The organism is Dictyoglomus sp. LHC4 (genome assembly GCF_055181355.1).
The window spans coordinates 1375767-1402287 of sequence record NZ_CM143707.1 but is presented as its reverse complement, the minus strand read 5'-3'; the positions used below and the strand labels follow the sequence as shown (position 1 = coordinate 1402287).

Annotated in this window: 30 protein-coding genes, 5 tRNA genes, 1 riboswitch and 1 other annotated feature; of the genes, 13 read left to right on the top strand and 22 right to left on the bottom strand. The window is 31.7% G+C overall.

Going from position 1 to position 26521, the window contains the following annotated elements; translation table 11 throughout:
• Position 1 precedes the first annotated feature (1 nt).
• From ACY3JO_RS07080 to ACY3JO_RS07030, 11 genes are all read right to left on the bottom strand, one after another.
• Positions 2 to 466, bottom strand: coding sequence for a 23S rRNA (pseudouridine(1915)-N(3))-methyltransferase RlmH (locus ACY3JO_RS07080; protein ID WP_463084310.1), 465 nt, complete (start codon positions 464 to 466; stop codon positions 2 to 4).
• Positions 466 to 1635, bottom strand: a complete 1170-nt coding sequence (locus ACY3JO_RS07075; protein WP_463084309.1) for a S1C family serine protease — start codon at positions 1633 to 1635, stop codon at positions 466 to 468. Before ACY3JO_RS07075 ends, ACY3JO_RS07080 begins: the two co-directional genes overlap by 1 nt.
• The gene (gene proC / locus ACY3JO_RS07070) at positions 1632 to 2450 is read right to left on the bottom strand and encodes a pyrroline-5-carboxylate reductase (protein ID WP_463084308.1); all 819 of its coding nucleotides are present in this window, start codon (positions 2448 to 2450) and stop codon (positions 1632 to 1634) included. Before proC ends, ACY3JO_RS07075 begins: the two co-directional genes overlap by 4 nt.
• A 20-nt stretch (positions 2451 to 2470) precedes the next feature.
• Positions 2471 to 3718, bottom strand: a complete 1248-nt coding sequence (locus tag ACY3JO_RS07065; RefSeq protein WP_463084307.1) for a glutamate-5-semialdehyde dehydrogenase — start codon at positions 3716 to 3718, stop codon at positions 2471 to 2473.
• A gap of 57 nt (positions 3719 to 3775) precedes the next feature.
• Positions 3776 to 4024: a putative signal transducing protein gene (locus ACY3JO_RS07060; RefSeq protein WP_463084306.1), complete on the bottom strand. Its 249-nt coding sequence runs from the start codon at positions 4022 to 4024 to the stop codon at positions 3776 to 3778.
• Entirely contained in the window at positions 4017 to 4430 is a 414-nt protein-coding gene (locus tag ACY3JO_RS07055) for a SoxR reducing system RseC family protein (RefSeq protein WP_463084305.1), read from the bottom strand. Before ACY3JO_RS07055 ends, ACY3JO_RS07060 begins: the two co-directional genes overlap by 8 nt.
• 18 nt (positions 4431 to 4448) lie before the next feature.
• A tRNA-Thr gene (locus ACY3JO_RS07050) sits at positions 4449 to 4523 on the bottom strand.
• Positions 4524 to 4551: 28 nt separating this feature from the next.
• A tRNA-Asp gene (locus ACY3JO_RS07045) sits at positions 4552 to 4630 on the bottom strand.
• 26 nt (positions 4631 to 4656) lie between these two features.
• Positions 4657 to 4732, bottom strand: a tRNA-Val gene (locus tag ACY3JO_RS07040).
• A 4-nt stretch (positions 4733 to 4736) separates the two neighbouring features.
• Positions 4737 to 4814: transfer RNA gene (locus ACY3JO_RS07035), tRNA-Glu, on the bottom strand.
• An 8-nt stretch (positions 4815 to 4822) separates the two neighbouring features.
• Positions 4823 to 4898, bottom strand: a tRNA-Lys gene (locus ACY3JO_RS07030).
• Positions 4899 to 5068: 170 nt separating this feature from the next.
• Here ACY3JO_RS07030 and ACY3JO_RS07025 point away from each other — a divergent pair.
• On the top strand, positions 5069 to 6055 hold the full coding sequence (locus ACY3JO_RS07025; protein ID WP_463084304.1) for a Gfo/Idh/MocA family protein: 987 nt from the start codon (positions 5069 to 5071) through the stop codon (positions 6053 to 6055).
• Here ACY3JO_RS07025 and ACY3JO_RS07020 read toward each other — a convergent pair.
• Positions 6047 to 7186, bottom strand: coding sequence for a DUF362 domain-containing protein (locus ACY3JO_RS07020; RefSeq protein ID WP_463084303.1), 1140 nt, complete (start codon positions 7184 to 7186; stop codon positions 6047 to 6049). The genes ACY3JO_RS07025 and ACY3JO_RS07020 overlap by 9 nt on opposite strands.
• A gap of 204 nt (positions 7187 to 7390) precedes the next feature.
• On the opposite strand from ACY3JO_RS07020, the gene rplU reads away from it, so the two are divergent.
• Genes rplU through ACY3JO_RS06985 form a run of 7 tightly spaced genes read left to right on the top strand, consistent with a single transcriptional unit; the run spans position 7391 to position 11994 of the window.
• Positions 7391 to 7705 (top strand): 50S ribosomal protein L21, encoded by a 315-nt coding sequence (gene rplU / locus ACY3JO_RS07015; RefSeq protein ID WP_463084302.1) that lies wholly within the window; start codon positions 7391 to 7393, stop codon positions 7703 to 7705.
• 19 nt (positions 7706 to 7724) lie between these two features.
• Positions 7725 to 7985 carry a 50S ribosomal protein L27 gene (rpmA, locus tag ACY3JO_RS07010; RefSeq protein WP_148807410.1) on the top strand — a complete coding sequence of 87 codons (261 nt, stop codon included), beginning with the start codon at positions 7725 to 7727 and terminating at the stop codon, positions 7983 to 7985.
• An 8-nt stretch (positions 7986 to 7993) separates the two neighbouring features.
• Complete coding sequence (gene obgE / locus ACY3JO_RS07005) at positions 7994 to 9298, top strand: GTPase ObgE (protein ID WP_463084301.1); 1305 nt, start codon at positions 7994 to 7996, stop codon at positions 9296 to 9298.
• Between the two features lie 2 nt (positions 9299 to 9300).
• Complete coding sequence (gene nadD, locus ACY3JO_RS07000; protein WP_463084300.1) at positions 9301 to 9915, top strand: nicotinate-nucleotide adenylyltransferase; 615 nt, start codon at positions 9301 to 9303, stop codon at positions 9913 to 9915.
• On the top strand, positions 9905 to 10360 hold the full coding sequence (locus ACY3JO_RS06995) for a VOC family protein (protein WP_463084299.1): 456 nt from the start codon (positions 9905 to 9907) through the stop codon (positions 10358 to 10360). The genes nadD and ACY3JO_RS06995 overlap by 11 nt, the downstream gene beginning before the upstream one ends.
• A 3-nt stretch (positions 10361 to 10363) precedes the next feature.
• Positions 10364 to 10975: a ThuA domain-containing protein gene (locus tag ACY3JO_RS06990; protein ID WP_463084298.1), complete on the top strand. Its 612-nt coding sequence runs from the start codon at positions 10364 to 10366 to the stop codon at positions 10973 to 10975.
• Positions 10966 to 11994, top strand: a complete 1029-nt coding sequence (locus tag ACY3JO_RS06985) for a polyprenyl synthetase family protein (protein WP_463084297.1) — start codon at positions 10966 to 10968, stop codon at positions 11992 to 11994. The genes ACY3JO_RS06990 and ACY3JO_RS06985 overlap by 10 nt, the downstream gene beginning before the upstream one ends.
• On the opposite strand, the gene ACY3JO_RS06980 is transcribed toward ACY3JO_RS06985, so the two are convergent.
• Genes ACY3JO_RS06980 through ACY3JO_RS06970 form a run of 3 tightly spaced genes read right to left on the bottom strand, consistent with a single transcriptional unit; the run spans position 11961 to position 14464 of the window.
• A complete protein-coding gene (locus tag ACY3JO_RS06980) occupies positions 11961 to 12575 on the bottom strand; it encodes a YaaC family protein (RefSeq protein WP_463084296.1) in 615 nt (204 codons plus the stop codon). The two genes, ACY3JO_RS06985 and ACY3JO_RS06980, sit on opposite strands and share 34 nt — an antisense overlap.
• A gap of 14 nt (positions 12576 to 12589) precedes the next feature.
• Entirely contained in the window at positions 12590 to 14029 is a 1440-nt protein-coding gene (gltX, locus tag ACY3JO_RS06975; protein WP_463084295.1) for a glutamate--tRNA ligase, read from the bottom strand.
• A 24-nt stretch (positions 14030 to 14053) separates the two neighbouring features.
• Positions 14054 to 14464 (bottom strand): OsmC family protein, encoded by a 411-nt coding sequence (locus ACY3JO_RS06970; RefSeq protein WP_463084294.1) that lies wholly within the window; start codon positions 14462 to 14464, stop codon positions 14054 to 14056.
• A 128-nt stretch (positions 14465 to 14592) separates the two neighbouring features.
• Here ACY3JO_RS06970 and ACY3JO_RS06965 point away from each other — a divergent pair, with 128 nt between their 5' ends.
• The 3 genes from ACY3JO_RS06965 to ACY3JO_RS06955 are packed head-to-tail and all read left to right on the top strand — an operon-like array spanning position 14593 to position 17038.
• Entirely contained in the window at positions 14593 to 15663 is a 1071-nt protein-coding gene (locus ACY3JO_RS06965) for a bifunctional phosphoglucose/phosphomannose isomerase (protein ID WP_463084293.1), read from the top strand.
• Positions 15660 to 16244, top strand: coding sequence for a metallophosphoesterase family protein (locus ACY3JO_RS06960; protein WP_463084292.1), 585 nt, complete (start codon positions 15660 to 15662; stop codon positions 16242 to 16244). The genes ACY3JO_RS06965 and ACY3JO_RS06960 overlap by 4 nt, the downstream gene beginning before the upstream one ends.
• Before the next feature lie 2 nt (positions 16245 to 16246).
• Positions 16247 to 17038: a ParB/RepB/Spo0J family partition protein gene (locus ACY3JO_RS06955; RefSeq protein WP_463084291.1), complete on the top strand. Its 792-nt coding sequence runs from the start codon at positions 16247 to 16249 to the stop codon at positions 17036 to 17038.
• On the opposite strand, the gene ACY3JO_RS06950 is transcribed toward ACY3JO_RS06955, so the two are convergent.
• Complete coding sequence (locus ACY3JO_RS06950; protein WP_463084290.1) at positions 17035 to 18261, bottom strand: endonuclease Q family protein; 1227 nt, start codon at positions 18259 to 18261, stop codon at positions 17035 to 17037. The two genes, ACY3JO_RS06955 and ACY3JO_RS06950, sit on opposite strands and share 4 nt — an antisense overlap.
• 116 nt (positions 18262 to 18377) lie before the next feature.
• Here ACY3JO_RS06950 and ACY3JO_RS06945 point away from each other — a divergent pair, with 116 nt between their 5' ends.
• Both ACY3JO_RS06945 and ACY3JO_RS06940 read left to right on the top strand, forming a co-directional pair.
• On the top strand, positions 18378 to 19376 hold the full coding sequence (locus tag ACY3JO_RS06945) for an alpha/beta hydrolase family protein (RefSeq protein WP_463084289.1): 999 nt from the start codon (positions 18378 to 18380) through the stop codon (positions 19374 to 19376).
• Positions 19377 to 19448: 72 nt separating this feature from the next.
• Positions 19449 to 19862, top strand: coding sequence for an RrF2 family transcriptional regulator (locus tag ACY3JO_RS06940; protein WP_463084288.1), 414 nt, complete (start codon positions 19449 to 19451; stop codon positions 19860 to 19862).
• A 6-nt stretch (positions 19863 to 19868) separates the two neighbouring features.
• Here the strand turns inward: ACY3JO_RS06940 and ACY3JO_RS06935 are convergent, their stop codons facing one another.
• From ACY3JO_RS06935 to cysE, 6 genes are all read right to left on the bottom strand, one after another.
• Positions 19869 to 20870, bottom strand: coding sequence for a DUF933 domain-containing protein (locus tag ACY3JO_RS06935; protein ID WP_463084287.1), 1002 nt, complete (start codon positions 20868 to 20870; stop codon positions 19869 to 19871).
• The gene (locus tag ACY3JO_RS06930) at positions 20870 to 21286 is read right to left on the bottom strand and encodes an archease (protein ID WP_463084286.1); all 417 of its coding nucleotides are present in this window, start codon (positions 21284 to 21286) and stop codon (positions 20870 to 20872) included. The genes ACY3JO_RS06935 and ACY3JO_RS06930 overlap by 1 nt, the downstream gene beginning before the upstream one ends.
• The gene (gene gyrA / locus ACY3JO_RS06925) at positions 21283 to 23706 is read right to left on the bottom strand and encodes a DNA gyrase subunit A (RefSeq protein WP_463084285.1); all 2424 of its coding nucleotides are present in this window, start codon (positions 23704 to 23706) and stop codon (positions 21283 to 21285) included. The genes ACY3JO_RS06930 and gyrA overlap by 4 nt, the downstream gene beginning before the upstream one ends.
• 68 nt (positions 23707 to 23774) lie before the next feature.
• Entirely contained in the window at positions 23775 to 24419 is a 645-nt protein-coding gene (locus ACY3JO_RS06920) for a thiamine diphosphokinase (protein WP_463084284.1), read from the bottom strand.
• Positions 24420 to 24430: 11 nt separating this feature from the next.
• Entirely contained in the window at positions 24431 to 25231 is an 801-nt protein-coding gene (locus ACY3JO_RS06915) for an energy-coupled thiamine transporter ThiT (protein ID WP_463084283.1), read from the bottom strand.
• 92 nt (positions 25232 to 25323) lie between these two features.
• A riboswitch (TPP riboswitch) is annotated at positions 25324 to 25434 on the bottom strand.
• Between the two features lie 22 nt (positions 25435 to 25456).
• The gene (gene cysE, locus ACY3JO_RS06910; protein ID WP_463085661.1) at positions 25457 to 26125 is read right to left on the bottom strand and encodes a serine O-acetyltransferase; all 669 of its coding nucleotides are present in this window, start codon (positions 26123 to 26125) and stop codon (positions 25457 to 25459) included.
• Positions 26126 to 26253: 128 nt separating this feature from the next.
• Positions 26254 to 26490, top strand: a binding site (T-box leader).
• The last annotated feature ends 31 nt before the right edge of the window (positions 26491 to 26521 follow it).

Genomic DNA, 26521 nt, shown 5'->3' with positions numbered 1-26521 from the left:
CTTAATAATGATAAGGTTCGTTTTTTAAAATTTTTATTCCTCTGTATATCTGTTCTAATAGGATTAATAATGCAAATTCGTGAGTGAAGGTCATTTTGGAAAGTGATAAGATAAGATTACTGGATTTTTTAATGTCTTCTGGTATTCCATATATTCCTCCGATAATAAAAATTGTTTCATTATTTTGAGAGATTTTGTCTAAATCAAAAAGCTTATAAGCAAATTCTTCAGAGGATAATTCTTTGCCTTCTTTATCTAAGGATATAATATATTTTTTATCCTTAATTATTTTCTTTATAATTTCTCCTTCTTTTGATAAAGCAATTTCCTTAGGCAAATCGGAGAAATTTTGTAGATATTCGATGTCTATATTAAAAAAGGGTAGGAGCCTTTTTCTATATTCATGGACTCCTACCCTAATAAATTCATTTCTTATTTTTCCTACTAATAAAATCTTAATTTTCACTATCCAGATATGTCCTCAGGCATTGCTTCTAACTTAATTTTAACGGTATATTCCTTTCCATTTCTTATGTATGTTATTTCTACAACATCTCCTACTTTTCTTTTTTGTATTTCTGATCTTAGTTCTTCCATACTATCTACACTTTTTCCGTCTATTTTAGTGATGATATCTCCACCTACAATTATTTGAGTACCATCAACATAAATGATTCTGTTTCCTCCTTTTAAACCAGCTTTATCAGCAGGACTTCCAGGTACTACTTCTGCTATAACTACTCCTTTATTTACAGGGAACTTAATATAATCCAACATATCAGAAGTAATAGCATATCCTCTTATACCTATCCATGGATAGATAATTTTTCCTTCTTTAATTAATTTGTTTGCAATTTGTTTAGCTTTATTAATTGGTATAGCAAACCCAATTCCTTGGGCATCACTTTTTATTGCAGTATTTATACCTATAACTTCTCCCTTTATATTTATAAGTGGTCCACCACTATTTCCAGGGTTAATAGCAGCATCTGTTTGAATAAGATTTTCAAGTCTTACTCCATTAGGTTCAATAATGGTTCTATTAAGAGCACTAACTATTCCTAAGGTAACTGTCCTACTAAGACCATAAGGGTTTCCTATAGCTATGGCAAATTGACCTGGTTCTAATTTATCAGAATCTCCTAAAGGTAGATAAGGAAGATTTTCAGCATCTATTTTGATTACTGCTAAATCTGATCTTTTATCATATCCTATTACCTTACCTGTATATTTTTTACCTTCCGATAGGGTAACTTCTATTTTTCTTGCTCTTTCTACCACATGATAGTTTGTAAGAATGTATCCCTTAGGATCTATGATGAAGCCTGAACCTACTCCTGACTGAGGGTATACTCCAAAGAAAAAGTCTTCAACTAAAGTAATAGTACTTATGTTTACAACTGCTGGCATTGTCTTTTTAACAATAGCTACTATATCTTTTTCAAAAGATCCTAAGGCACTTGGTACATAAACCTCTTGGGTGGGAAGAATATTATTGGATATTTCTGTGGATGATGTTTTATTTTTATTACTAACTAAATAGTAACCTCCAACAGTTCCAATTAAACCACCTATTATAGCTCCCAAGATGAAAATAATAAGTATAACCTGCCATATTCCTCTTTCTCTTCTCATAGTAGCCCCTCCTTAATCTCATTAATTATTTCAGAGCCTCTATTTTTGGATGACGTTATAGCATTCATAATTATTCCAATAATCCCTTCATTATATAGAACTTCAAGTCCCATGATGGTTGTGCCAGCAGGTGATGAAGTCATTCTAATTATATCTTCAAAGGTAAGATTTTTACTCTTAATATACTCCAATACTCCCTCGAAAAGTTGAATAACCATCTCTTTTGATATATTATATGGTATCCCACCTTTTACACCTGATAATGTAAAACCTTGTAGAATTAAAGCAACAAAAGCTGGACCACTTCCCGTAAGAGCGGTTACTGTATCAAAATATTTTTCAGGTAAAATCCATACTTTTCCAATTGTTTCAAAAAGACTTTTAGTAAACTTAATGTCTTCCTCTTTTGCTTCTGAATATGTAATCGCTATTGATCCTTTATTAACAGTACAGGGAAGATTAGGCATTACTCTGATAATACTTCTTGCTTCTTTTATATATTTAGATATTAAGGAAATAGGAATACCAGCTGCTATTGATATTATTACATGATGGGATTTTATATGTGGAGAAGTTTCCTGAAGTACCTCTTTGAAGTTTTGAGGTTTTATAGCTAAAAGAATATATTCACAATTATTCACAGTATATACATTATCAGAAACCACCTTTATTTCATATTTTTCTGTTAAATATTTCTTTCTCTCTTCAAGAGGTTCTGAGACTAAAATATCTTCTTTTTTTAAAAAGGAAGAGGAAAGTATACCCGAGAGAATAGCTTCTCCCATCATTCCTCCACCAATAATACCAAGTTTCATACTAAATTCTCCCTTCTTTCTTATTCTCTTATCTGACCTTCTCCAAAGATGATATATTTAGTGGTGGTCAGCTCCTTTAATCCCATAGGTCCTCTAGCATGAAGTTTCTGGGTAGATATTCCTATCTCTGCTCCAAGTCCAAATTCTCCACCATCAGTGAATCTCGTAGATGCATTAACATAAACAGCAGCTGCATCAACTCTTTGCAGAAAAGTCATTGCTTTATGATAATCTTTTGTTATAATGGCTTCTGAATGTTTTGTATTGTATTTATTTATGTGTTCTATAGCTTCCTCCAAAGAATTTACTACTTTTATTGCAATAATAAAATCTAAATATTCAGTGTACCAATCTTCTTCTGTAGCTAAAATTGCATCTTTTATAATTTGACATGTTTTTTCACAACCTCTAATCTCCACATTATATTTTCTTAAATCTTCAACTATTAATGGTATAAATTTATCTGCAATATTTTTGTGAATAAGAAGTTTTTCAATAGCATTACACACAGATGGTCTTTGAACTTTTGCATTTATTATTATTTTTTTTGCCATGTCAAAATCAGCATCTTCTTCTACATATATATGATTATTTCCTGCGCCAGTTTCTATAACAGGTACCTTAGATATATTCATTACATATTTAATAAAATTTGCACTTCCTCTCGGTATGGCCACATCTATATAATCTCTCATTTGAAGAAGTTTTTCTACAGCTGAATGTTCTGGTGTCTCTATAATTTGGATACTTTCTGGGGGTACTTCTGATTCTGATAATGCTTCCTTCATTATATTAGCAAGGATAATATTTGAATATAAGGCATCTGAACTTCCTCTTAAAACTATAGAATTTCCCGATTTTATTGCTAAAATTGCTCCATCAACAGTTACATTTGGTCGTGCTTCGTAGATTAAAGCTAAAACACCAATAGGTACTCTCATCTGTCCTACTAGTATCCCATTAGGCCTTTTTTGCATAGAAATGATTTCTCCAACTGGATCTGGCAGTTTAATTACATCTTCAATGCTTCGAGCAATATCTTTTAGACGTTTCTCATTGAGAAGTATTCTGTCCATTAATGCTTTACTTAAGCCTTTTTCTTCTCCTCTTTTTAGATCTTTTTTATTTTCCTCCAATATTATTTGAATATTTTTCTCTATACCTTCTACTATTTTTCTTAATGCTTCATTTTTTGCCTTTGTATTAAGTAATGCTAATTTATAAGTTGCAGTTTTAGCTTCCTGTAATTTCTTTTCCATATTCTCCATCTTTTCTCACCCCAGAACTTAAGATTTTTCTGATTATAAAAAGGTTAGTAAATTAAGTCAATTATTATCTATATTTTCTTCTTTTATAATTCTTTTAGCATCTTCAAACTCGTTTTCTGGTACTATTATGTAAACAGGTAATCCTCTGCCCATATATACAGGATCTGTATAGGGAAAGGAGGAAGATAAAATTTGAGGGTGTAAACCTGAAGTGGTTAATAAGTTATATACTAATTCACCAATTATATAGTTTGGTGCAGTTATGAGTAATTTATATCCCTTTGGAGGCTTAAAATCTTTAAACAACTTTTTTAGCCACCATAATATATTGTTGCTTTTTACTTAACTTACGATCTAAAAATCTTACCAAAATATAACCAAGAGCCATTAATAAGAAGCCCAAGATTAATCCAAAAAGTTGATGGTCAAAATGTATTTTGTGATTAAATAAGTATCCCAAAATAACACCAATAATGAAAAGAGTTAAAGGTAATCCATATATCAAAAATAAGGCCTTATAATATTTTTTTCTTTCTATCTCAATAACAACTATATCGCCAACTTTTGCATTACAATTATCTAAGGCATCAAGATAAAAGTTATATGTACCTTCCGAATGACAAAGACCACATGTCTTGCACGTAGAGGTAGGGTTTAGTTCTATCTTTAAAATATTACCCTTTTTATCTATAACTTTGCCAAATTCAACCATATAAATAACACCTTCTTATGGAGCCGGAGGCCGGATTCGAACCGGCGACATGCCGATTACGAATCGGCTGCTCTGCCTCTGAGCTACACCGGCCCTCAAGCTTCAATTTACTATAAAAAAATGGCGGGGTCGACGGGATTCGAACCCGCGGTCTCCTGCGTGACAGGCAGGTGTGTTAAACCGGGCTACACCACGACCCCACATTATATATTATATCATTTTTTAGTGGTGGGCGGAGCAGGACTTGAACCTACGACCTCCTGCTTGTAAGGCAGGCGCTCTAACCACTGAGCTATCCGCCCACTTTGGCGCCCTCAGGGGGATTCGAACCCCCGTCACCGCCTTGAAAGAGCGGTGTCCTAGGCCGGGCTAGACGATGAGGGCGCTTTAATTGGTGAGCCGCACAGGAATCGAACCTGTGACCCCCTGATTAAAAGTCAGGTGCTCTACCGACTGAGCTAGCGGCTCACACAGGTATTTTTATATACTATATTATTGGTAGTTTGTCAACATCTCAAATGTACAATTTATCTTCTGATCTTTCCAAGCTGTATTTTATCAAAAATTAAGAGATTTTTCAATGATCATTTCTAAGATATAATGATCATAGAAATTATCTATTTAGGAGGTAAAAAGTAATGAAAATAGTTATTATAGGTGTTTCTGGACATATAAATTACGTGATGGAAGGATTAAAGGAAATTACTGAATGTAAAATTGTTGGTGTTGCTCCTGGATCATATGGTGAGAACATAAGCAAGGTTTTAGAAATGTTAAAAGCTCTTCCTTATAAGGTAAATGTGTATGATGATTATGAGAAGATGATCGAAGAAACTAAGCCTGATATAGCAGTAGTTGCTTGTCATTTTGGAGATATTGCAAGGATAAATATGAAAGTATTGAAGTATGGTTGTCATGTTTTTAGTGAGAAACCATTGGCTACTACTATGGAAGATCTAGAAAGTCTAAAGAAAGTTTATTATGAATCCAATAAACATCTATGTGCTATGTTTGGAATAAGATATAAACCATGGTTTCTAACAGCTTGGCATAAAATTCAAGAAGGTGTAATAGGTAATATTAGATTAATAAATACTCAAAAATCTTACAAATTAGGGTATAGACCAGAGTTTTATAAACACAGAGAATCTTATGGGGGGACTATTCTATGGGTAGGAATTCATGCTATTGATTGGATTTATTGGTTTACCAATAAGAAATTTAAAAAAGTATATGCTACTCACTCAAGAAAATATAACAAAGATTATGGGGATTTAGAGGTTACAGCTTTTTGTTTTTTTACTTTGGAAAATGAAATATTTGCTTCTTTAAGCATTGATTATTTAAGACCATCTAATGCTCCAACTCATGATGATGATAGAATGAGAATTGTGGGTACGGATGGTATAATAGAAATCATTTTTAACAAGGTATTTTTAATAAACGAGAATTATAAAGGTGAAGAGTTACCACTTATGCCAGGAAAAAATATCTTTGTGGATTTTATCAATGAAATTATGGGGAAGGGAAAATGTATGGTTAGGCCAGAAGATTCCTTCTATGTTACTGAGGTAGCTATTAAGGCAAGAGAATCAGCAGATAGTGATAAAATTATATTACTTTAAATTTTTAATATCCTTTATTGCTTGCTTTGCCATATTAGCTCTTGGGGGACAACCTTGTATATATAGTCCTCTATCTCTATATGGAAAAGTGCAATTCCCAAAAAGAATGATTTTATCTGTCAGTTTAAATTTGTCCAAATCTTCGACAGGGCCTAATACTATAGTTAAATCTGAAAGACCAACATCTGGATAGTTTTCAATGATGTCTGAGAGCCCACTGCTTACTGCTCTTTTACATCCCTGGCATGCCTTAAATGGATCTATTATATTTATTCTGTCCCTAAAATTTTCATAGTCTATAATTGGCCAAGCAATATTTTTTCTCCACTCTAAAGATTCTATAGATTCACCAACAAGTTCTATATTCTCCATATCTATAGGTCCAAGCCCTAATTCATTTGCTAAAGTTAGATGTCTTATATTGTGAGGATCAGCATTTAATATTAATGCCGATACAGAATCTACAGCAACCACATTATCTCCAGCAATTAATGTGTTACTCACTATTCCATACCCTGTAACTGGGAAATTTCCAACTATAGTATGTATTGCAGTAGAGATTACAAGATTACTTCTTCTAAAATAGTTAAGGTCTACAATTGCATCCTCTAATCCAAAAAGGTGTATCAAAAGAGTTGTTTCCTTAGGCATAATTCCCATTATGTTTTTCATACCGTTTGATATAATAGTTAAGGCATGAAATCTTAGACCAGGTACATTTATAAATACATCACAATCTACTACAATTTTAGGTATGGGAATAGCTGTTTTTATAACTCTTGCATTAGGTAATACCTTTAAATTAAAATGAGTATCATCAAAGCATACTACTTTTGCTATATCTATTTTCTCTTGAGGATACCATTTGTAAACAGTAGGTGTTCTCTCTCCTATATACACCTCTTTTGCTCCTTGTTCTTTACATAACCTTGCTATGGAGAGAACCACATCAGGGTCTGAAATAAAACCTTTCTCTTCCTTGCTTATAAAGGCATTTGGTTTTATTAGAACAACATCACCTGACTTTACAAATTTATCAATCCCGCCAATAAGATCTATTGCATCTCCAACAGCATTATATATATTTTTATTAGTTGTTCTCACTATACTAACTTTACTTTTTTGGTTCATATTATTAACCTCCTTTTCATACTATGCAAAATATATGTATAAAAGTAAAAGCTCATTAAAGTATAGAATAAGTATAGAATTATGTAACTACAGCTGTCAAATTTTACTTTCTAATCTTGAAATCTTGACAAATACTTGTATAAAGTGATAAATTGTAATGTTAATTCATTTAAAATATCAACTTTTGTAAGGAGGTTATAGGGAATGTTTGCTATAGTGGAAACAGGAGGAAAACAATATAAAGTAAGTGTGGGAAGCTTAGTTAATGTGGAAAAATTAAAAGCAAATGTGGGTGAAGAGATAGTATTGGATAAAGTTCTATTGGTAAGTAAAGAGGATAATGTTTTGGTAGGAAAGCCATACGTAGATGGTGCTAAGATTAAGGCAAAGGTAGTTAGGCAGGATAAATATCCAAAAGTAATTGTATTTAAGTTCAAAAGAAAGAAACATTATAGGAGGAAGTATGGCCATAGACAGCCATTCACACAACTTTTAATACAAGAAATAGTAACACCTTAAAAATGGGAGGTGAAAATAAATGGCTCACAAAAAATCAGGTGGAGCAAGTAGAAATGGTAGGGATAGTAATCCTAAATATTTGGGAGTAAAGAGATTTGAGGGGCAGTTGGTGGATGCTGGTAATATATTAGTTAGACAGAGAGGTACAAAGATTTATCCTGGTATAAATGTGGGTTTGGGTAAAGATTTCACTCTTTATGCATTAAAACCAGGTATTGTTAAGTTTTCTGTAAAACATGGCAGAAAATATATAAATGTTCTTCCTGTTTCTCAAAATTAGTCTAAGGTATGTTTATAGACAGGGCAAAAATATATATTAAAGCAGGTGATGGAGGTAATGGATGTATTGCTTTTCGTAGAGAAAAGTATGTGCCCAAAGGAGGACCTGCTGGTGGTGATGGTGGAAAGGGTGGAGATGTAATTATAGAAGCTGATGAGAATTTGGATACTCTACTCGATTTCCATTATAAACGTCATTATTATGCTGAGAGAGGAGAGCACGGAAAAGGTAAAAATCAAAAAGGAAAAGATGGAAAGGATTTAATTATTAAAGTTCCAGTAGGAACTTTAATTTTTGATGCTGAAACAGGAGAATTATTAGGGGATTTGACATCCCATGGACAAAGAATAGTGATAGCAAAAGGTGGTAAGGGTGGTAGGGGTAATGCTAATTTTGCAACCTCTACAAGACAAACTCCTTATTTTGCGGAAAAGGGAGAAAAAGGAGAGGAAAGGTGGCTATATTTAGAATTAAAACTTTTAGCTGACATAGGACTTGTGGGCTTTCCAAATGCTGGTAAATCATCTCTTCTTTCAAAAATAACTAATGCAACTCCAGAAATTGCTCCTTATCCTTTCACAACAAAATTCCCTAATCTTGGTGTTGTGGATAGAGGAGATTTTACATTTACTGTAGCAGATATTCCAGGACTCATAGAAGGAGCCCATGAAAACAAGGGAATGGGAGATGAATTTTTAAGACATATTGAGAGAACATCAGTTCTGGTTTTTGTTCTTGATGGAAGTGATTTGGAGAATCCTCCACAAAAAGCATATGAAATATTACAAAAAGAGTTAAATCTTTATAGTCCAAAACTTCTTGAAAAACCGAGGATTATGGTAATCAATAAAATTGATTTACCAGAGACTCAAGAAAGAATGAAAGAAATTGAAGAATGGCTTAAAAGCTTAAATATACCTTATATCTTTATCTCAGCCAAAGAGGGAATAAATATAGATAAGTTTTTAGAAATGTTAGAAAAATATGTGAAAGAAAAGAAGAAAGATATTCCTGCTATTGACTTAGAGAAAGAGATTTCTAATAAAGAATTAATTAAAGAGGTAGAGGTACCATTACTTGAGAAAAATGAAGAGAATATATGGGTACTTAAAGATGATAAAACTGAAAAAATGGCTAATAAATTAGATCTTTATAATCCACAAGCCTTTGCCTATTTTTCTAATTATATTAAAAGACGAGGAATTATAAAACTTTTGAATAAATATATAGTGTCTGATGGGGATATAGTTAAAATAGGAGATTACATGTTTATATTTGATAAAAAAAATAATTCTTTAATATTGAAAGGATAACTATGAAGAGAATTGGGGTTTTAGGAGGTACTTTTGATCCTATTCATTATGGACATCTCTGGTTTGCAGAGTATGCAAGAGAAAAATTTCATTTAGATAAGGTATTTTTTATACCTAATAAGTTACCACCCCATAGAGAAATTCCAGAAGCTACTTCAAAACAAAGATATGAGATGGTTATGTTAGCTATTCTTAATAATCCTTATTTTGAGGTATTACCTATAGAGCTTGAAAGAGAAGGTGTTTCTTACACTATTGACACTTTAAAAGATCTATCTTCACTTTTTTATAATACGGAGATGTATCTTTTACTGGGACAAGATGCATTTAAATATTTTCTAACTTGGAAAGATCCTTATGATATTTTGAGACTTTCAAAAATAGTTATTGGAAGTAGAGGAGAAAATTATTTTTCCAAAGAAATTAAGGAACTTTTTGAAAAATTTGGAGATAGGATCTTTTTTCTAGAATTTCCATATTTCCCTATTTCGGCAAGAGAGATTAGGGATAGAATAAAAAAAGGATTGTCTATTAAATACTTGTTACCAGAGCTTGTAGAAAATTATATAATAAAAAATAGAATATATTGTAAGGAGGAAAAAGAAAATGGTGAATGATATTTTAGGTACTGATGTAGTGGTTCAGATAGGTATAATTGTGAGAAATATTGAAAAGGCGGTAGAGGAATATTCTAAAATTTTTGGGGTTGAAAAACCTGAAATTATTATCACTGATGTCTATGAAAAAGCTAAGACACAATATAAAGGAAATCCTACACCAGCAAGGGCTAAGCTTGCTTTCTTTAAAAATTTTAAGAACGTAGAGATAGAACTTATTGAACCGGATGATAATCCTTCTACTTGGAGAGAGTTTTTAGATACTCATGGGGAAGGATTACATCATTTAGGATTTTTAGTAAAGGGTACACAAAAGATAATGGAGGATTTTAAGAAAAATGGTATAGAAATTGCTCAGCAAGGCTACTATACAGGTGGTATGTATACTTATCTCGATTCATTTGAAAAAATAAAATTTATAATAGAACTTTTGGAGAATTTTTAGAAAATGAGGAGAATTCTTGCAATATTAGGAGATTTTTATCATCCCGAAATTTATTTAAAAGAAGCCTTAGAAAAAGTAAAAAATAAAGAGGACTATATTGATTACATAATTCCAGATGATTTTTCTACTGATTTAAAAAATTATCATTTGATTATTTTGGGAAGGGGAAATAGAATAGAGCAAGATAAAGACAAAGTTTGGATGCGAAAAGATATAGAAAGTAATATAAAAAATTATATATTAGAAGGAGGAAAATTTTTAGTCTGGCACTCTGGTCTTGCCTCCTATAATCCAGAAAGTCTTTTTGTAAAAGATATATTAAGAGGTTATTTTAAATATCATCCTGAAAGAGGGAAAGTAGAATATTTCGGAAAATCGCCTAAGGATGGGGAAAATATAAATTTTGAGCTTTTTGATGAACACTATTTTGTATATTGTGATAAAGAAAGAACAAATGTTTTTCTTTATTCCCAATCCTTAAATGGGGATTCCATAGCAGGATGGTATCATTATTATGGTAATGGAAAGGTAGTATGTATAACACCTGCTCATAACGAAGCTTTATCAGATAAACAATTTTTGGAATTTTTTAAAGAAATAATGGAATGGATATGAATGAAATTCAAAAATATCTTCTTCAAATAGAGAAAAGATTACAAGAAAATTGGAATAAGTTTTCATCAGAGGTTCCAGTTCATTTTATTACTGCATACCATATGGGCTGGGTGGATGAAAACTTTCAGCCTCTTGTGGAGTTTAAAGTTGGAAAAAGATTAAGACCTCTTTTTTGTGTATTAATAAATCAATCCTTAGGAGGTGATCTTGACTCTGCTTTAGATATAGCATCCTCTTTAGAATTTCTTCATAATTTTTCTCTTGTTCATGATGATATTCAAGATAGAGATGAGAAAAGACATGGAAGATGGACTGTATGGAAAATTTGGGGAGAAGCTCAAGCTATAAATGTGGGAGATCTTTTATTTGATATGACATTTCAGGTTCTATCTAATTTAAATCCTAAGCTTCTTACTAAAACCCTATCAACTATTACTGAGACTATAAGAGAACTTATAGAAGGTCAATATCTGGATTTATTGTTTGAAAAAAAGAAGGAAGTATCTCTTAAAGAATATCTTATTATGATAGAGAAAAAGACAGCTAAACTTTTTTCCACGAGCTTCTATTTAGGGGCTTATTCAGCAATTTATAAGGAAGATATAGCAAAAATCTTCCAAGAGATTGGTAGAGATTTTGGATTGTTCTTCCAAATAACTGATGATGCTATGGGAATTTGGGGGGATCCAAATAAAACAGGAAAGAATACCTTTAATGACCTTTTACGACGGAAGAAAACTTATCCTGTATTGTACTTATATTCGGAGGCTTCAGATAAGGAAAGAATGATGTTAGAAGAAATATGGATGAGGGAAAGATTATCTGAGAGGGATATTTTATACATAATTGAACTTTTAGATAAAAAAAGGGTAAAAGAAGCTACCTTTAATACTGCTGAAAAATACTTTGATAAAAGTTATAATAAGCTGATGAGTTTTAAAGATCTTTATAATATTACCCTGATTAAGGATCTTTTTGAAAGCTATTATAAATTAATCTTCTCCCTCCAAAGATCATAAATCTCTCTTCCTACAATTTTTAAATAGGTATTCAATTCTCTTGAGAAAGAAGATTTTTCATATGCCCATCCCCACTTTTGAGGTTCATATCTTGCTAACATGGATAGAAGAAATAGAATAAGATAATGGACAGCTAAGGGTTCTAATGAGGTTTTTCTTTCGAGAAAGAGGAAGAGATCTCCTAAGGTGTATTTTTCACCCTCGGGAAGAGCATGAGAAGATATAGATTTGTAAAAAAGAGGAAAGAGACCTTTTTCCTTAACGAGAACTGTTTCATTTTTAGGATCATAATTTTTAGTCCAATCTATGGATTTTGCTCCAGCTACTCTTACTGTAAGTCCATGTAAAACCTCTCTTGGTATAATCTTGGAGTTTTTAAAAATTATAATTTTAGCTAATGCTACTATACCATAGAAAAAGAGAAGAGGAGAGACAAAATAGTCAGATTTTTCGGCTATTTCTATATTGCTTTTTGCTTGTATTAAGGTATAGTGCAGAAAAAGACGCTCTCCTTCTACTATATCCTTAGAAAGGATATTTTCGTAATTTATTATATCTTTATAAGGAGAGCGTCTTAACATATTACTTTTGGGCTTTAAAGTTTTTTAAGGAACTCTATAAACTCTTCTAATCTTTTTATGACTCTTTCTTTCCCAAGAATTTCTGTAAGCTCATAAAGACCTGGCCCAACAGTTTTATTTGTTAACGCAACACGAATAGGATGGACTAAATTTTTTGTTGGAATCTGATGGGTTTCAGCTAAATTTCTTAATATGTTTTCTAAATTTTGAGCGTTGAATTCTGAATCTGGAATTTTAGACCATTCTTCTTTAATTTTCTCTAAGTAGATATGTATATCTGGACTTTTACATACTTTTTTTACAGTTTCAAGGTCGTAATTTAGTTTATCTAAGAAGAAATAATCTCCATATTCTCGTATCTGGGATAGAGTTTTTAATCTTTCTTGTAGAATAGAGACAACTTTTAAATAGTAATTTTTATCAAAATTGTTCTTATAGAACCATTCCACTCCTTCTAAGAATGGCAAAGTAAGCTCAGCCAATTTTTCTACAGAAAGTCTTCTTATATGTTGTGTATTTATCCACTCAAGTTTTGTTATATCGAAAATACCTGGATTTTTTGTGACCCTTCTTAAATCAAAAAGTTCTATTAATTCTTCAATTGTATAAATTTCTTTATTTTCTTCTGGGGTCCATCCTAAAAGAGCAAGGTAGTTAACTAAAGCTTCTGGTAAATATCCCATCTTTTTATATTCTGTAACAGATGTAACGCCATGTCTTTTTGAAAGTTTAGATCGGTCCGGACCAAGAAGTAAAGGTAAATGGGCAAATTCAGGTGGAGTCCAGTTGAGGGCATTATATATAAAAAGCTGTTTTGGAGTATTTGATATATGATCTTCTCCTCTTATTACATGAGTGATTCCCATTGTGTAGTCATCTACAACTACAGCAAAATTATAGGTAGGAATGCCTTCTGATTTCATTATCACAAAATCTCCTATATCCTCATTATCAAATTCTATTTCGCCTCTTATGATATCATTAAAAATAGTTTTACCTTCTGGGACTAATAATCTTATTACAGGTTTTCGTCCCCATCTTTCGTATTTTGCTCTTTCTTCATCTGATAGATATAAGCATTTTCTATCATATTTTGGAGGTCTTTTTTGAGCTAAAGCCTCTTGTCTTCTTTGTTCTAATTCTTCAGGAGTGCAATAACAATAATATGCTGCACCTATTTTAAGAAGTTCTTCTGCATATTTTCTGTACAAATCTAATCTTTGAGTTTGATAATATGGACCTTCATCCCAATATAGACCAAGCCAAGTTAGTCCTTCTAAAATATTTTCTTCATATTCTTTTGATGACCTTTGTATATCAGTATCCTCAATTCTTAATATAAATTTACCATTGTTATGCTTTGCAAAAAGCCAGTTAAAAAGAGCAGTGTGAGCAGTCCCTACATGGAGATATCCAGTAGGACTTGGTGCTATTCTTACTCTTATATTATCCATATGTAGCCTGTTCTCTCCCTTCCATTAAATTATTTTATATGAATATGTAACTTCTGCTGTATTTTTTAACATAGCAGATACAGAGCAGTATTTTGTTTGAGAAAGATCTATGGCTTTTTTGATATTAGCTTCATTTAAATTTTCCCCATTGAAAATGTATTCAATATGTATTTTAGTATAAACCTTAGGATGTTCTTGGGCTCTTTCTGCTGTGATTTTCATCTCAAAATGTTCAACCTTCTCTTTCATTTTATTTAAAATAGAGATTACATCCATACCTGTACATCCCCCAAGAGCTACGAGTATAAGCTCCATAGGGCGAGGTCCTTCATTTTCTCCTCCATGATCTGGTGTAGAATCCATGACGATATTGAAGTTGGAAGTAGTTGTTCCTGTAAATTTCATTTTTCCATTCCATACAACTCTTGTTTCCATTTCTTTTATCCTCCTTTCTTAAACTATCTTAAATACTTTTAAAGTATACAGAGTATTTAATTATTGTCAACGCTTTAATTATAAGCTAAAATAATTTCACAAACAAAATAATTAAGGGAGGCATAAAGATGGTAGAGAAATTAGATCAGATTGAAGTTCTTAAAAACTTAGACCCCAAGGACATGTACTCAGCAGTTTATAATTTACCAGAACAAATAGAAAGAGCTGCAGAAGTTTCTTACTCTGCTCCTATAAAAAATGTGTCTTATAACATAGAGAAGGTTATTGTGCTTGGTATGGGTGGATCTGCTATAGGAGGCGACGTTTTACATAGTGTTCTTTTTAAAGAAGCAAGATTTCCTATATATGTAAACAGAGATTATGATCTCCCTACTTGGGTGGATAGTAAAACCTTAGTATTTGCGGTTAGTTATTCAGGTAATACTGTAGAAACTTTAAATTCTGCCAAAGCTGCTTATGATAAAGGAGCCTCTGTTGTGGCAGTAACAAGTGGAGGAAAATTAAAAGAATTTGCAAATGAAAAAAATCTTACTTTGGTTGAGATACCATCAGGCATGGCACCAAGAGCTGCTATAGGCTATGTAACAATTCCTTCTTTTGTAGTTTTGGAAAAAATAGGAGTAGTATCCTCCAAAAAGTCAGATATAGAGGAGACTATTAATTATCTTAAAAAGGCAAGAGAAAGCTTCAAGAGAGAAGTACCAACAGAAGAAAATGTGGCCAAAAAAGTTGCAAAAATGATCTTTAAGCGTATTCCTGTTATTTATGCTGTAGAGGAAAAATGGAAGGTAGCAGCTTATAGATGGAAATGTCAAATCAATGAAAATTCAAAATATCCTGCATTTTATCACTTCTTTCCAGAGCTTAACCATAATGAAATTATGGCGTGGGAAGCTATGGATGAAGTTATTAAACCATTAACTCTTATTTTCTTGTACACTTCTCTTGATGGTGAAATGAAGATTCGGGTAGAGTTTATGAAAGAGAAAATCTCTGAAAGAGGAGTACCTATATTCATGTGGCAAGCTGAAGGAAAATCTCCTCTTACTCAGTTCTTTTCTATGACATATTTAGGAGATTTTGCTACTGTATATCTTGCTTATTTAGCAGATAAGGATCCTTTCTCTATAGGATATATTAATGAACTTAAGATGAGGATAGGACAGCCCTTAAGTTGAAGATATTAGCTATATCTGATATTGAATCTCCAAATTTTTATGAAAAATTTGATATAACTCCATATAAAGGGGTAGAGGGGGTTATATCCTGTGGGGATGTTATGTCTGAACTTCTTACTTATATAGCTACAATGTTAAATGTACCAGTGTTTTATGTACATGGAAATCACGATGAGATATATGAAAAGAGGCCTCCAGAAGGTTGTGAAAGTATTGATGGAAGGATAATAGAGTTTAAAGGGAAGAAAATTTTGGGACTTGGTGGTTCTATAAAATATAGTGTAGGTAAATTTCAATATACCGAAAGGGAAATGGAGTGGAGAATTAGAAGATTATTTTTAAAGTTAAGAAAAGGTGTAGACATTGTGGTAGCTCACTCTCCACCTTTTGGAATTCATGAAGGAGATGATTTAGCTCATAAAGGTTTTAAAGCTTTTCTAAAATTAATAGAGAAATATCAACCTCAATATTTTCTTCACGGACATACACACATGAATTATGTTTATAACTCTAAAAGATTTGCAGAGCTTGGTAATACAAAAATTATAAACTGTTCTGGAATAATTCTTTTGGATTTATAGAAATGAGGTTTTTTAAGAGATTTTTTAAAAATAAAAAACATTTAAAGAGTTTTGATGAAGTTTTAAAAGAAGAAGAAATTTCAGGATGGAGAGACTTAGGTTATCAGACTATTGAGGTTGATAAGATTGTGGGTAGTGTTGGAAGATATAAAGATTTTGATAAAGAATTTAGACCTTTAAAAGGTAGTTCAAAAAGTAGATTACAAGAGCTTGAAAATGCAGTTTTGAGAGGAAAAATTTTACCTCCTATCGAGGTTTATAAAATAAAAGACGAATATTATGTTGTTGATGGAAATCATAGAGTGGCTGTAGCAAAGAAATTAGGTCAAAAAGAGATTGATGCTCATGTAATTGAATATATTCCTTCTGAAAACAGTATAGAAAATATATTACACAGAGAAAGGTCAGATTTTGAATTAATTACAGGATTAAGAGAAATAATTCTTACAGAAATAGGGCAGTATAGAAAGCTTTTAAATCAAATTTTAGAACATAAATATTATATGAGCGAAAAAAGGGGAGAGGAGGTTAATATTAAAGAAGCAGCAAGAGGTTGGTATAGAAATATTTATCTACCAATTGTTAAAAAAATCCAACAAGAAAGACTTTTGGATGCTTTCCCAGGAAGAACAGAAGCAGATCTTTACGTTTATATATCAGATCATAAATGGTTAGAGAGTCAGAAAAGAGGTTATGATATCGGATTTGATAAGGCTATTGAAGATTTTAAAAACTTAGTACCAGGCATAACTTTAAAGGATAAAATTTTAGAGCTTTTCAAAAGGCCTTTTTAGAAGAGAGAAAGTTGATTTTCTAAAGATGCCTCTTCTAGAAAAATTATTATTTTAATATAGACCCCATCATATCCAGGAATTTTTTTTAATTTTTCCTGTCTCATAAGATCTATACCTTTGGTAATTTTTTCTCCAGAAATTCTAATTATATCCTCTAATGATACATCCATTAAGATGTTTAGCTCATTTCCAAGATTTGATATGATTTTTAAATATTCCCTTTGTACAATAGGTGATGAAGGTTCTTTATTTAAAGCTTGCCCAATAATCTCTTCCAATGGTACTAAATTTTTATAAGGTATTTTAATAGGTAAATATCCCTCTTCTCTATCAGCTAATTCTTCTACTCTATGTAGAACACCTATAGTAAGTGGTTTACTGCAAATGGGACAGATTTTCCCTAACTTAATACTCTCTTTAGGGTGTAATAATATATTATGATTTCTATGATCATCAAAGTGGTATTTTCCTTCTTCTGGGAAAAATTCTATAGTATATAAAAATTTATCTTTATCTTGATTTTTAATAGCATTAAAGATATCTTTGTAATTTAAATTGCAATTAAGTACATTAGCTTCTCTACCTATTTTATTTGGGGAATGGGCATCTGAATTTGAAATTAAACAAATCTTATCTAATTTACTTAACCTCCGATTCATAGAGGGGTTGCTACTTAATCCAGTCTCTATAGCAAAAATGTATTTAGAATAATTACTAAAGGCCTCTTCTATTGAGTCAAAACCTGATTTTGAGCCAAATATAGAGTACCAAGGTGTCCAAGCATGAGCGGGTATTATATAGATCTCTTCAGATAAATCCCAAAGTTGAGGTATAACTTTTTGTATGGGTTTACCTAATGTTGGCCTTCCATCTGACGTTAAATTACTATATTTTTCAAGTATACGATTTATCTTATATGCTATCTCAAAGGAAGGAGCAAAAATAAGAAGATGAATTCTCCTTAATTTGTTATTTTGATTATATATAAAACTTATCTCTGAGGATAAAATGAAATAAATATTATTGTAAGAATATATGCCGTAGTTTTCTTCTTTTAATTTACCTTTCAACTCGTTAAACCATAATGGATGTGTAAAATCGCCAGTACCTAAAATATTTACTCCCTTAATTTTAGCCCATTTTGTAAGGACATATAGATCCATATCTTTACTTGTAGTCCTGCTACATTTTGAATGTATATGAAAATCCGTAATTAACTTCAATTTATTAACCTCTTTAATTCATCTTGAGTTATTTTAAAACAGTCATTTATTTCTGTTAACATCAAATAAGTTACTGGTGTACAATATAAACAGTATTTTGGTTAAGGAGGATACTTATGGACTTTTTATATTTTAAAAAGCTTTATCAAAATGAAAGATTATATGGATTTAAGGCAAAGAATAAGGAAGAATGGCTAAATTGGAGAAAAAATTTTAGATTAAAGTTAATTGAACTTTTAGGGGGATTTCCAGAAAAATGTGATATCAATTTGAGGGTTTTAGATACTAAGTATTTTGAGGATTATAAGAGAGAACTTATCATGTTCAATTCGGCAGAAGATATAGAAGTTTATGCTTATCTTCTTACTCCCAAAAAGGTAGAATTTCCTGCTCCTGCTGTTATTGCTGTTCCTGGTCATGGTATAGGAATGAGTGATGCTATTGGACTTGATGAGAATGGTAATGAAAGAGAAATTCCGTCTGGTTATATGAAAGATTTTGGAATCTCATTGGTAAAACATGGTTTCATTACATTTGTTGTTGAACAATTGGGTTTTGGATACAGGAAAATAATAAAGAAGGAAAAGATTTCTTCATGTAGAGAGTTATTTTTCTGGGCTTTAATGCTTGGTAAAACAGTTATAGGGCTTAGGGTTTGGGATATAATAAGAAGTATTGATGTACTTCACAATTTCCTTGAGGTAAAAAAAGATTCTATAGGCATTTATGGGATTTCAGGTGGTGGGACCTCTTCCTTATTTGCATCATCCTTGGATGATCGTATTAAAGCTACCGTTATTAGTGGATATTTAAATACTTTTAAAGACAGCATATTAAGTATTTCTCATTGTGAATGTAATTATATTTATAGTATTTTGAAATATGCAGAGATGTATGATATTGCAGGACTTATTGCGCCAAGATTTCTATTTATTGAGCATGGTATAAAAGATCCTATTTTTCCTATAGAAGCGACAAAATTTGCTTTTTCAAAGGTTAAAAAAGTATATGACTTTTTAAATGTATCTGATAATTTAAATTATGAGTTTTTTGATGGAGGACATGAGATTTGGGGTAATAAATCTTTTCAATGGCTGAAGAATGTTTTGATCTGATTGATGTTTGACTTTTAAAAGGATAATATGTAAAATATCCTAAAAAAGTATGAATTTAGAGGTGTAATAATTATGAAATTATCGACAAGGTCAAGATATGGTTTGAGAGCTCTCATATACATAGCTAAAAATCAAAAAGAAGGAAATCCTGTAAGTGTAAGGAGAATATCTGAGGCTGAAGAGATTCCTTTAAGATACTTGGAAAGAATTATGAGAGTTCTTTCGCAAAACAAATTTGTTAAGGCTGAGGTTGGAGCAGAAGGTGGTTATTATATAAATGGTGATCCAAAGGAAATTAAGATTTTAGAGGTAGTGGAAGCTTTAGAAGGTAGGACTGCATTAGTGGATTGTATAGTTTCTCCTAATAAATGCAAGAGAGTTTCTCAGTGTGAAACGCGACCTTTATGGATTGAGATGACAAATAAACTAAGAGAAACGCTGGCTAAATATACACTTTATGATTTTGTTAAAGAAGAAAAGACTTAAGTAATTTTATATGTGGAATCTTATATATAATACATCTCCATCATCTACTATATAATCTTTCTTTTCTATTCTTACTTTTCCTTCTTGATATGCCTTTTTCCAATCACCGATTTTTACAAGCTCATCCCATCTTATTACTTCAGCTCTTATAAAACCTTTTGCAATATCTGTATGAATAACACCGGCAGCATCTAAAGCTGTGCTTCCTTTTTTTAACTTCCAAGCTCGAGCATCCTTTTCTCCAGCTGTAAAGAAGGAAATAAGATTGTTAAATTCAAAAATTTTATCTATTAATAGATTTCTTATGCTTTTTGATAAGTTATACATGGACAAGTACTCTGTGACATCCTTTTCATCAAGTTCTAAGAGTTCTTCTTCTAATTTAGCCGGAAATAAGAAATATATTTTATCTTTTAATTTCTCCTTTATGGAATTTAGAAGTTTTTCATCTTCTAATTGAGTATTTGAGATATTTATTATGTAAAAAATTGGTTTTATAGATAGTAGATTCCAAGCAGAAAGTATTTTTAGTTCATCCTCTCTAAATACCATATTGCTTAATGGAATCTCATCTAATAAACTTTTTTGGATTTTATCTAAAACTGCTTTTTCAGGTATACCTAATTTTCTATTTTTCAAAAGTTTTTCTATGGTTTCCAGATCTTTTAGTATCAATTCATTTTCTTGGTTTTTTATTTCATCAAGATCTTTATCTTCTCTAAAAAGGGGCAGCATATAAAGAATTATTTCTGCTTTTTGTATTTTTTCATGAAGTTGGGGATTTAGGGATGTAAAAGTAGCATTACCTGGTGGATCCATAAAGTCTAAGTTTATAAAATTAATAGATTTACTTTTAAATGTTTTCCAAAGTTCTATTAGCCTTTCATCCTCTTTGGGTACTGCACATATATTATAATCAGAAAATTTAATGTGTGCCTTTCCTCTTGAAAGGACTTTTATAAGTGTTGTTTTTCCTGATTGAGATTCTCCAACTATTAAGTTTGCCATTAAATATCAAATACCACCTGTATTATCCATTGATTATCTTTATTTTCAATCTTTAATAGATTATATGTTACTGCTTTTATTTCTCTTATGATTTCATGTTTTTTAGGATCAAATTTTTCACCAAAACAGCGGCTTATCAGTTGATTATTCCCTATAAGGGTGACATTAAATTTCTTGAATATAAGTCTTTTAACGTCAAATACATAAAGGAGTTCATTTAACCATGTAACAAGTAAAGATTCTAAATCTTCAGCATCCACTTCAATGTCAAACCTTTCCTTTTCATCAATTTTTTCTAACGGACACATAAGGTCAAACATTGCTTCTGCTGATATCTCAAAGGCTTCTTCTTTCGTACTTCCATATGCAATTATCCCTATATCTGCTGTATGATCTATTAATTCATATTTTTTCATTCTTCGTTACTCATCAGATCAATACTAACTACTCTATCTTCATCGTTTAATTTTACCAATTTTACCCCTTGAGTATTTCTATTCATGATAGGTATATTTTTTACAGCTAATCTTATGATTTGCCCCTTTTGAGTGCTAATTAATACTTCATCATTTTCTGACACATTTTTTATTCCTATCAAATTACCTGTTTTAGGTGTTATTTTTATTGCTCTAATTCCAATTCCACCTCTTTTTTGCAAATTGAACTCATCAGGTTTTATCCTTTTCCCTATGCCATATTCTGTAACAAGTACAATGTCTTCATCATTTTTAACTATTACTCCACCTATTACAGAGTCGCCCTTTCTTAGTTTTATTCCTACCACTCCTTGAGCAGATCTCCCCATAGGTCTAACATCTTTTTCATCAAATCTTATAGCATTACCTTTCTTTGTAAATAATATAATTTGATCGTTTCCAGTGGTTAAGAATACGTTAACCAATAGGTCATTATCTGCTAATTTTATGGCATTTATACCGGTTTTTCTAACATTTTGAAATTCTTCCACAGGGGTCTTTTTAACTATTCCTTGAGAGGTTACAAATAGGAAATAGAGATTTTGAGGAAATTCATTTAAAGATATAATTTCTGTTATTTCTTCTCCTTCTGATATGCCTATATAATTCTTAAGAGAAGTACCTTTACTTTGTCTTGAAGTTTCATCTAATTCATAGGTTTTTATGTAAAAGACCCTTCCTTTGTTGCTGAATAAAAATAATGTACTTCTTGTAGATGTAACTACAAAAGAAGTTATTATGTCATTTATATTATTGGCAAGAGTATTAAGACCCTTTCCACCTCTTTTCTGTATTTGATACGTGGATAATGGAAGTCTCTTTATATATCCTTCTCGAGTAAGACATACAACTTCAGGATTATCAGGTACTAAATCCTCAATAGTTATATCGCTTTTTTCTTCCTCTTGAATTTCTGTTCTTCTTTTATCAGAGTATTTATTTTTTATCTCTTTTAGTTCCCCTGCAATTACTTTCCGTAATTCTTTTTCATCGTTAAGTATTTTTTGTAGTTCTTCAATAGTTTTTCTTATGCTTTCCATCTCACTTATTAATTTCTCTTTTTCAAGCTTTGTTAATTGATGTAATCTCATTTCAAGGATTGCCTGGGCTTGTACCTGTGTGAGCTTAAATTTTATCATTAATTCCTCTCTTGCAGAATCAGCATTCTCAGCTTGTCTTATAATTCTTATTACTTCATCTAAGTGATCTAACGCTATTAACAGTCCCTCTAAAATATGAGCTCTTGCCTTTGCTTTCTCCAGATCATACTTAGTTCTTCTCAGTACAACATCCTTTCTATGTTCTAAGAAAATCTTAAGTAATTCTATAAGATTAAAGACTTTAGGCTGACCATCTAAAATGGCAAGCATGATAACTCCAAAAGTGGTCTCTAATTGGGTATGTTTATAAAGCTGATTAATAACAATTTGGGGTTCTGCTTCTTTTCTAAGCTCTATTACAACTCTTATTCCATGTTTATCCGACTCATCTCTTAGGTCTTTTATTCCAGTTATTTTCTTTTCTTGTACAAGTTCGGCAATTTGGGTTAGTAGATTAGCCTTGTTAACCTGATAGGGTATTTCGGTAATAATAATATTTTTTTCACCTTTTTTTGTTTCCTCTATTTTAACCTTTCCTCTTACTATGATTTTACCTTTACCTGTTAAGTAACTTTCTCTTATTCCTTTTCTTCCCACAATTATTCCACCTGTTGGAAAATCAGGACCATCTATAAACCTTAATATTTCATCAAGCCCTGCATGAGGATTTTCTATTAAATATAGTAAGGCATCTATTAATTCTCCTAAATTATGAGGTGGGATATTAGTTGCCATTCCAACGGCTATTCCAGAAGAACCATTCATAAGAAGTTGAGGAATTTTAGTGGGAAGTACTACCGGCTCCTTTAGTGAATTGTCATAGTTGGGTATAAAATCTACCACATCTTTTTCTATATCTGCAATTATTTCTGATGCTATAGGAGCAAGTCTTACCTCTGTGTATCTCATAGCTGCTGGTTCGTCTCCGTCTATGGAACCAAAATTCCCATGTCCATCTATTAATGGGTATCTGAAGGAAAAAACCTGAGCCATTCTTACTAAGGCTTCATAGACAGCAGTATCACCATGAGGATGATATCTACCTAAGACATTACCTACTACATGGGCACTCTTTTTATAGGGTCTATTATGTAGCATTCCAGATTCGTACATGGAATATATGATTCTTCTTTGTACAGGTTTTAGTCCGTCCCTTGCATCAGGTAAAGCTCTTCCTACGATTACGCTCATAGCATAATCTAAGTAGGAATTTTCCATCTCTTTTTCTAAGCCAACTAATATTATTTTGCTTTTTTCCATTTTCTCCCCAGAATAAAAAAATTTCAATGATTTTGAAAAATAAAGACTATATATTTTAACATAAAAGCTTATTTTTTGTGTAGGTGTATTACAAAGAGTGTCCCTTCAGAAATTTTTATTTTTGCTTGTGGTAAAACGAATTCATTACTTATTCCTCTTGTAAGATTTCTATATAAGGGTTCATTTTGTAATGGGTATTTTAAGCCTTCTAAAAAGATCCCATCAACTACATCTGATAAGGGAATAAGGGAGAGTTTATCTCCCTTGTTCCCCCAAAATATTCTTTCTTCTTCCCCTTTCATAAGATATATATTTAAGTTTTTATCTATTACATATGGCTCTATGCCCATATCTTTTACTTTTTCTAAAAAGAATAGATTAGAAAGTAAATGGTCAATTCTTCCCCCCAATAGTCCAATAAAATATATTTCTTGGGGGTTGAATTTTATAGCTTCTCTTACAGCTAATTCTAAATCAGTTTCATCTTTTTCTTTTGGATAGATTTTCCACTCTATTTTTTTATTCTCAAACTTTTTAAATATATCTTCTGTTAATGAATCTAAATCACCTATAATTATGTCAGGAGTTATATCAAACCTTAATGCCAATTTAGTACCACCGTTAGCACAAATAATTTTGTCGACAGGAAATATAGTTCCTATATCATTTATATCTAAAGTGCTTTCTCCATTTGCAAAAATTACTATTTTCATAGATTCTTTTATTATATCTCACTTTCTTTTAATCTGGGGTATATAAGTAGTATTAATGGTAAACATACAAAAGTACTAGGTACAACTACAAAAAGATTATATATTAGGGAGTAAATCCATGCAGGTGTCCCAGGTGGAGCATATTGGGAAAAGAAAATCACGCCTGACAGGAAATGAGCAAATAATCTTCCAAGACCACCAATAAATACTCCAAGTTCTATGGGTTCTTGGGTCTTTCTGAGGACTGCACCATAAATTAAAAGTAATGCCCCAAGAATACCTGCAACTATTAAAACTATTCTTGAAATTGGGAACCACTTCAACTTAAATTCTAAATCTTTAATATCCTCTTCTATATTAGTTTTTTCTTCACCTTGGGCAGATTGAAGTTTTAATTTTAACTCTTCAAGAGTTTTTTGAGCTTGAGGAAGTTCATTAGATATATTAACCACAAACAGAATTGAACCTGCTAAGAAAAGTAAAGCTATAAAAAAGGTAATTATTTTTGAGGCCTTAACCTTTTTTGCTATTCCTGAAAGGCCTATTAAACTAAAAGCAATGGGATAATCTAATAAATATTGGGCCCAATGAACAACATACATATCTTGTAAAGAGTGTATAACCCCATATACTAATCCTACTAAAATACCTGATAATGTTCCCCATCTTAAAGCAAAGATAAAGAGAGGAAGCATTTGCATACTTATACTTCCACCTTGAGGCATAGCTCCTATTCGCAAATACCAAAGAAGTAGAGATAAAGCTATGGATAGAGCACCCTCTGTAAGAAGCCTTACAGGCTTTTGAGACATTATGAAGCACCTCCTATATTAAAATTTAAGGTTCCCTCGCCAGCATAGTGGAAGGGAACCTTAAATTTTATAAATCTTAAATATATTATACTTTTTTATCCTTAGCCCTTCCCTACGCTGGCATTACCCAGATCAGGTTCAAAGGGTCGGTAGCTTCCACTACCCTCTCAGCCTCGGATTCAGAGGCTCCCCCGGGAACCTTTTTTCTTTTAATCTGTAATTATATCATAAATTTTCTGATTTTTCTCTTAATAGTTTTTCCAGCTTTTCTATTCTATTTTCAAGGTACTCAATTCTTGATTTTAGTTCTTCAATTAAACTTAGTTCAGGGTCTGGGATATTACCATGTTCTAACATTTCCTTAGGAGTTAATTTTCTCCCCTCTTGAACTATAACTCTTCCTGGTACTCCCACAACTGTACAATTGGGGGGGACAGACTTTAATACTACAGATCCAGCACCTATTCTTGTATTGTCTCCTATAGTTATTGGACCAAGAACTTTTGCTCCTGCTCCTATAACCACATTGTTGCCTATTGTAGGATGTCTTTTACCCTTTTCTTTACCTGTTCCTCCTAAGGTAACACCTTGGTATATGAGTACATTATCTCCAATTTCTGTTGTTTCACCTATTACTACCCCCATACCATGATCAATAAAGAAACCTTTACCAATCTTTGCTCCAGGATGAATCTCTATTCCTGTTAAAAGTCTATTGAGATGGGAAATTAAACGTGGAATAACTGGTATTTTTAATTTCCAAAGAAAATGGGCTAATCTATGTAATAATATAGCATGAAAACCCGGATAACAAAGTATTACTTCTAAAAAACTTCTTGCAGCAGGATCCTTTTCAAATACAGCCTTATAGTCTGCAACTATTGTTTCAATTATTTTAAGCATTTTTTCACCCCATCCTTCATAAATTATACCAATTTGATATAAAATAACATAAAAATAAAAAATTTTCTACCAAGAGTTTTTGTTATTGAAAATTTATAGTATAATATCATCTAAAAATAGGAAAGGCTGTGAAGGGAAATAGTATCTACCAAATAGCAAGATAACAGAGAGGTTGGTATTAGCTGTAAACTAGCCATCTTGCAGGTAGTGAATGGGGCCTCGAGCCTTGGAACGAAAGGGAAAATATATCTCCGAGTAGTCTCCAACGGGTTAGCCTCCGTTAAGTGGGCAAAGAGTTGGGGTATATCTACCTCAATTAAGGTGGTACCACGAGAACAAGCCTTCTCGTCTTTTGTGGATGAGGAGGCTTTAATTTTTATTAGGGGA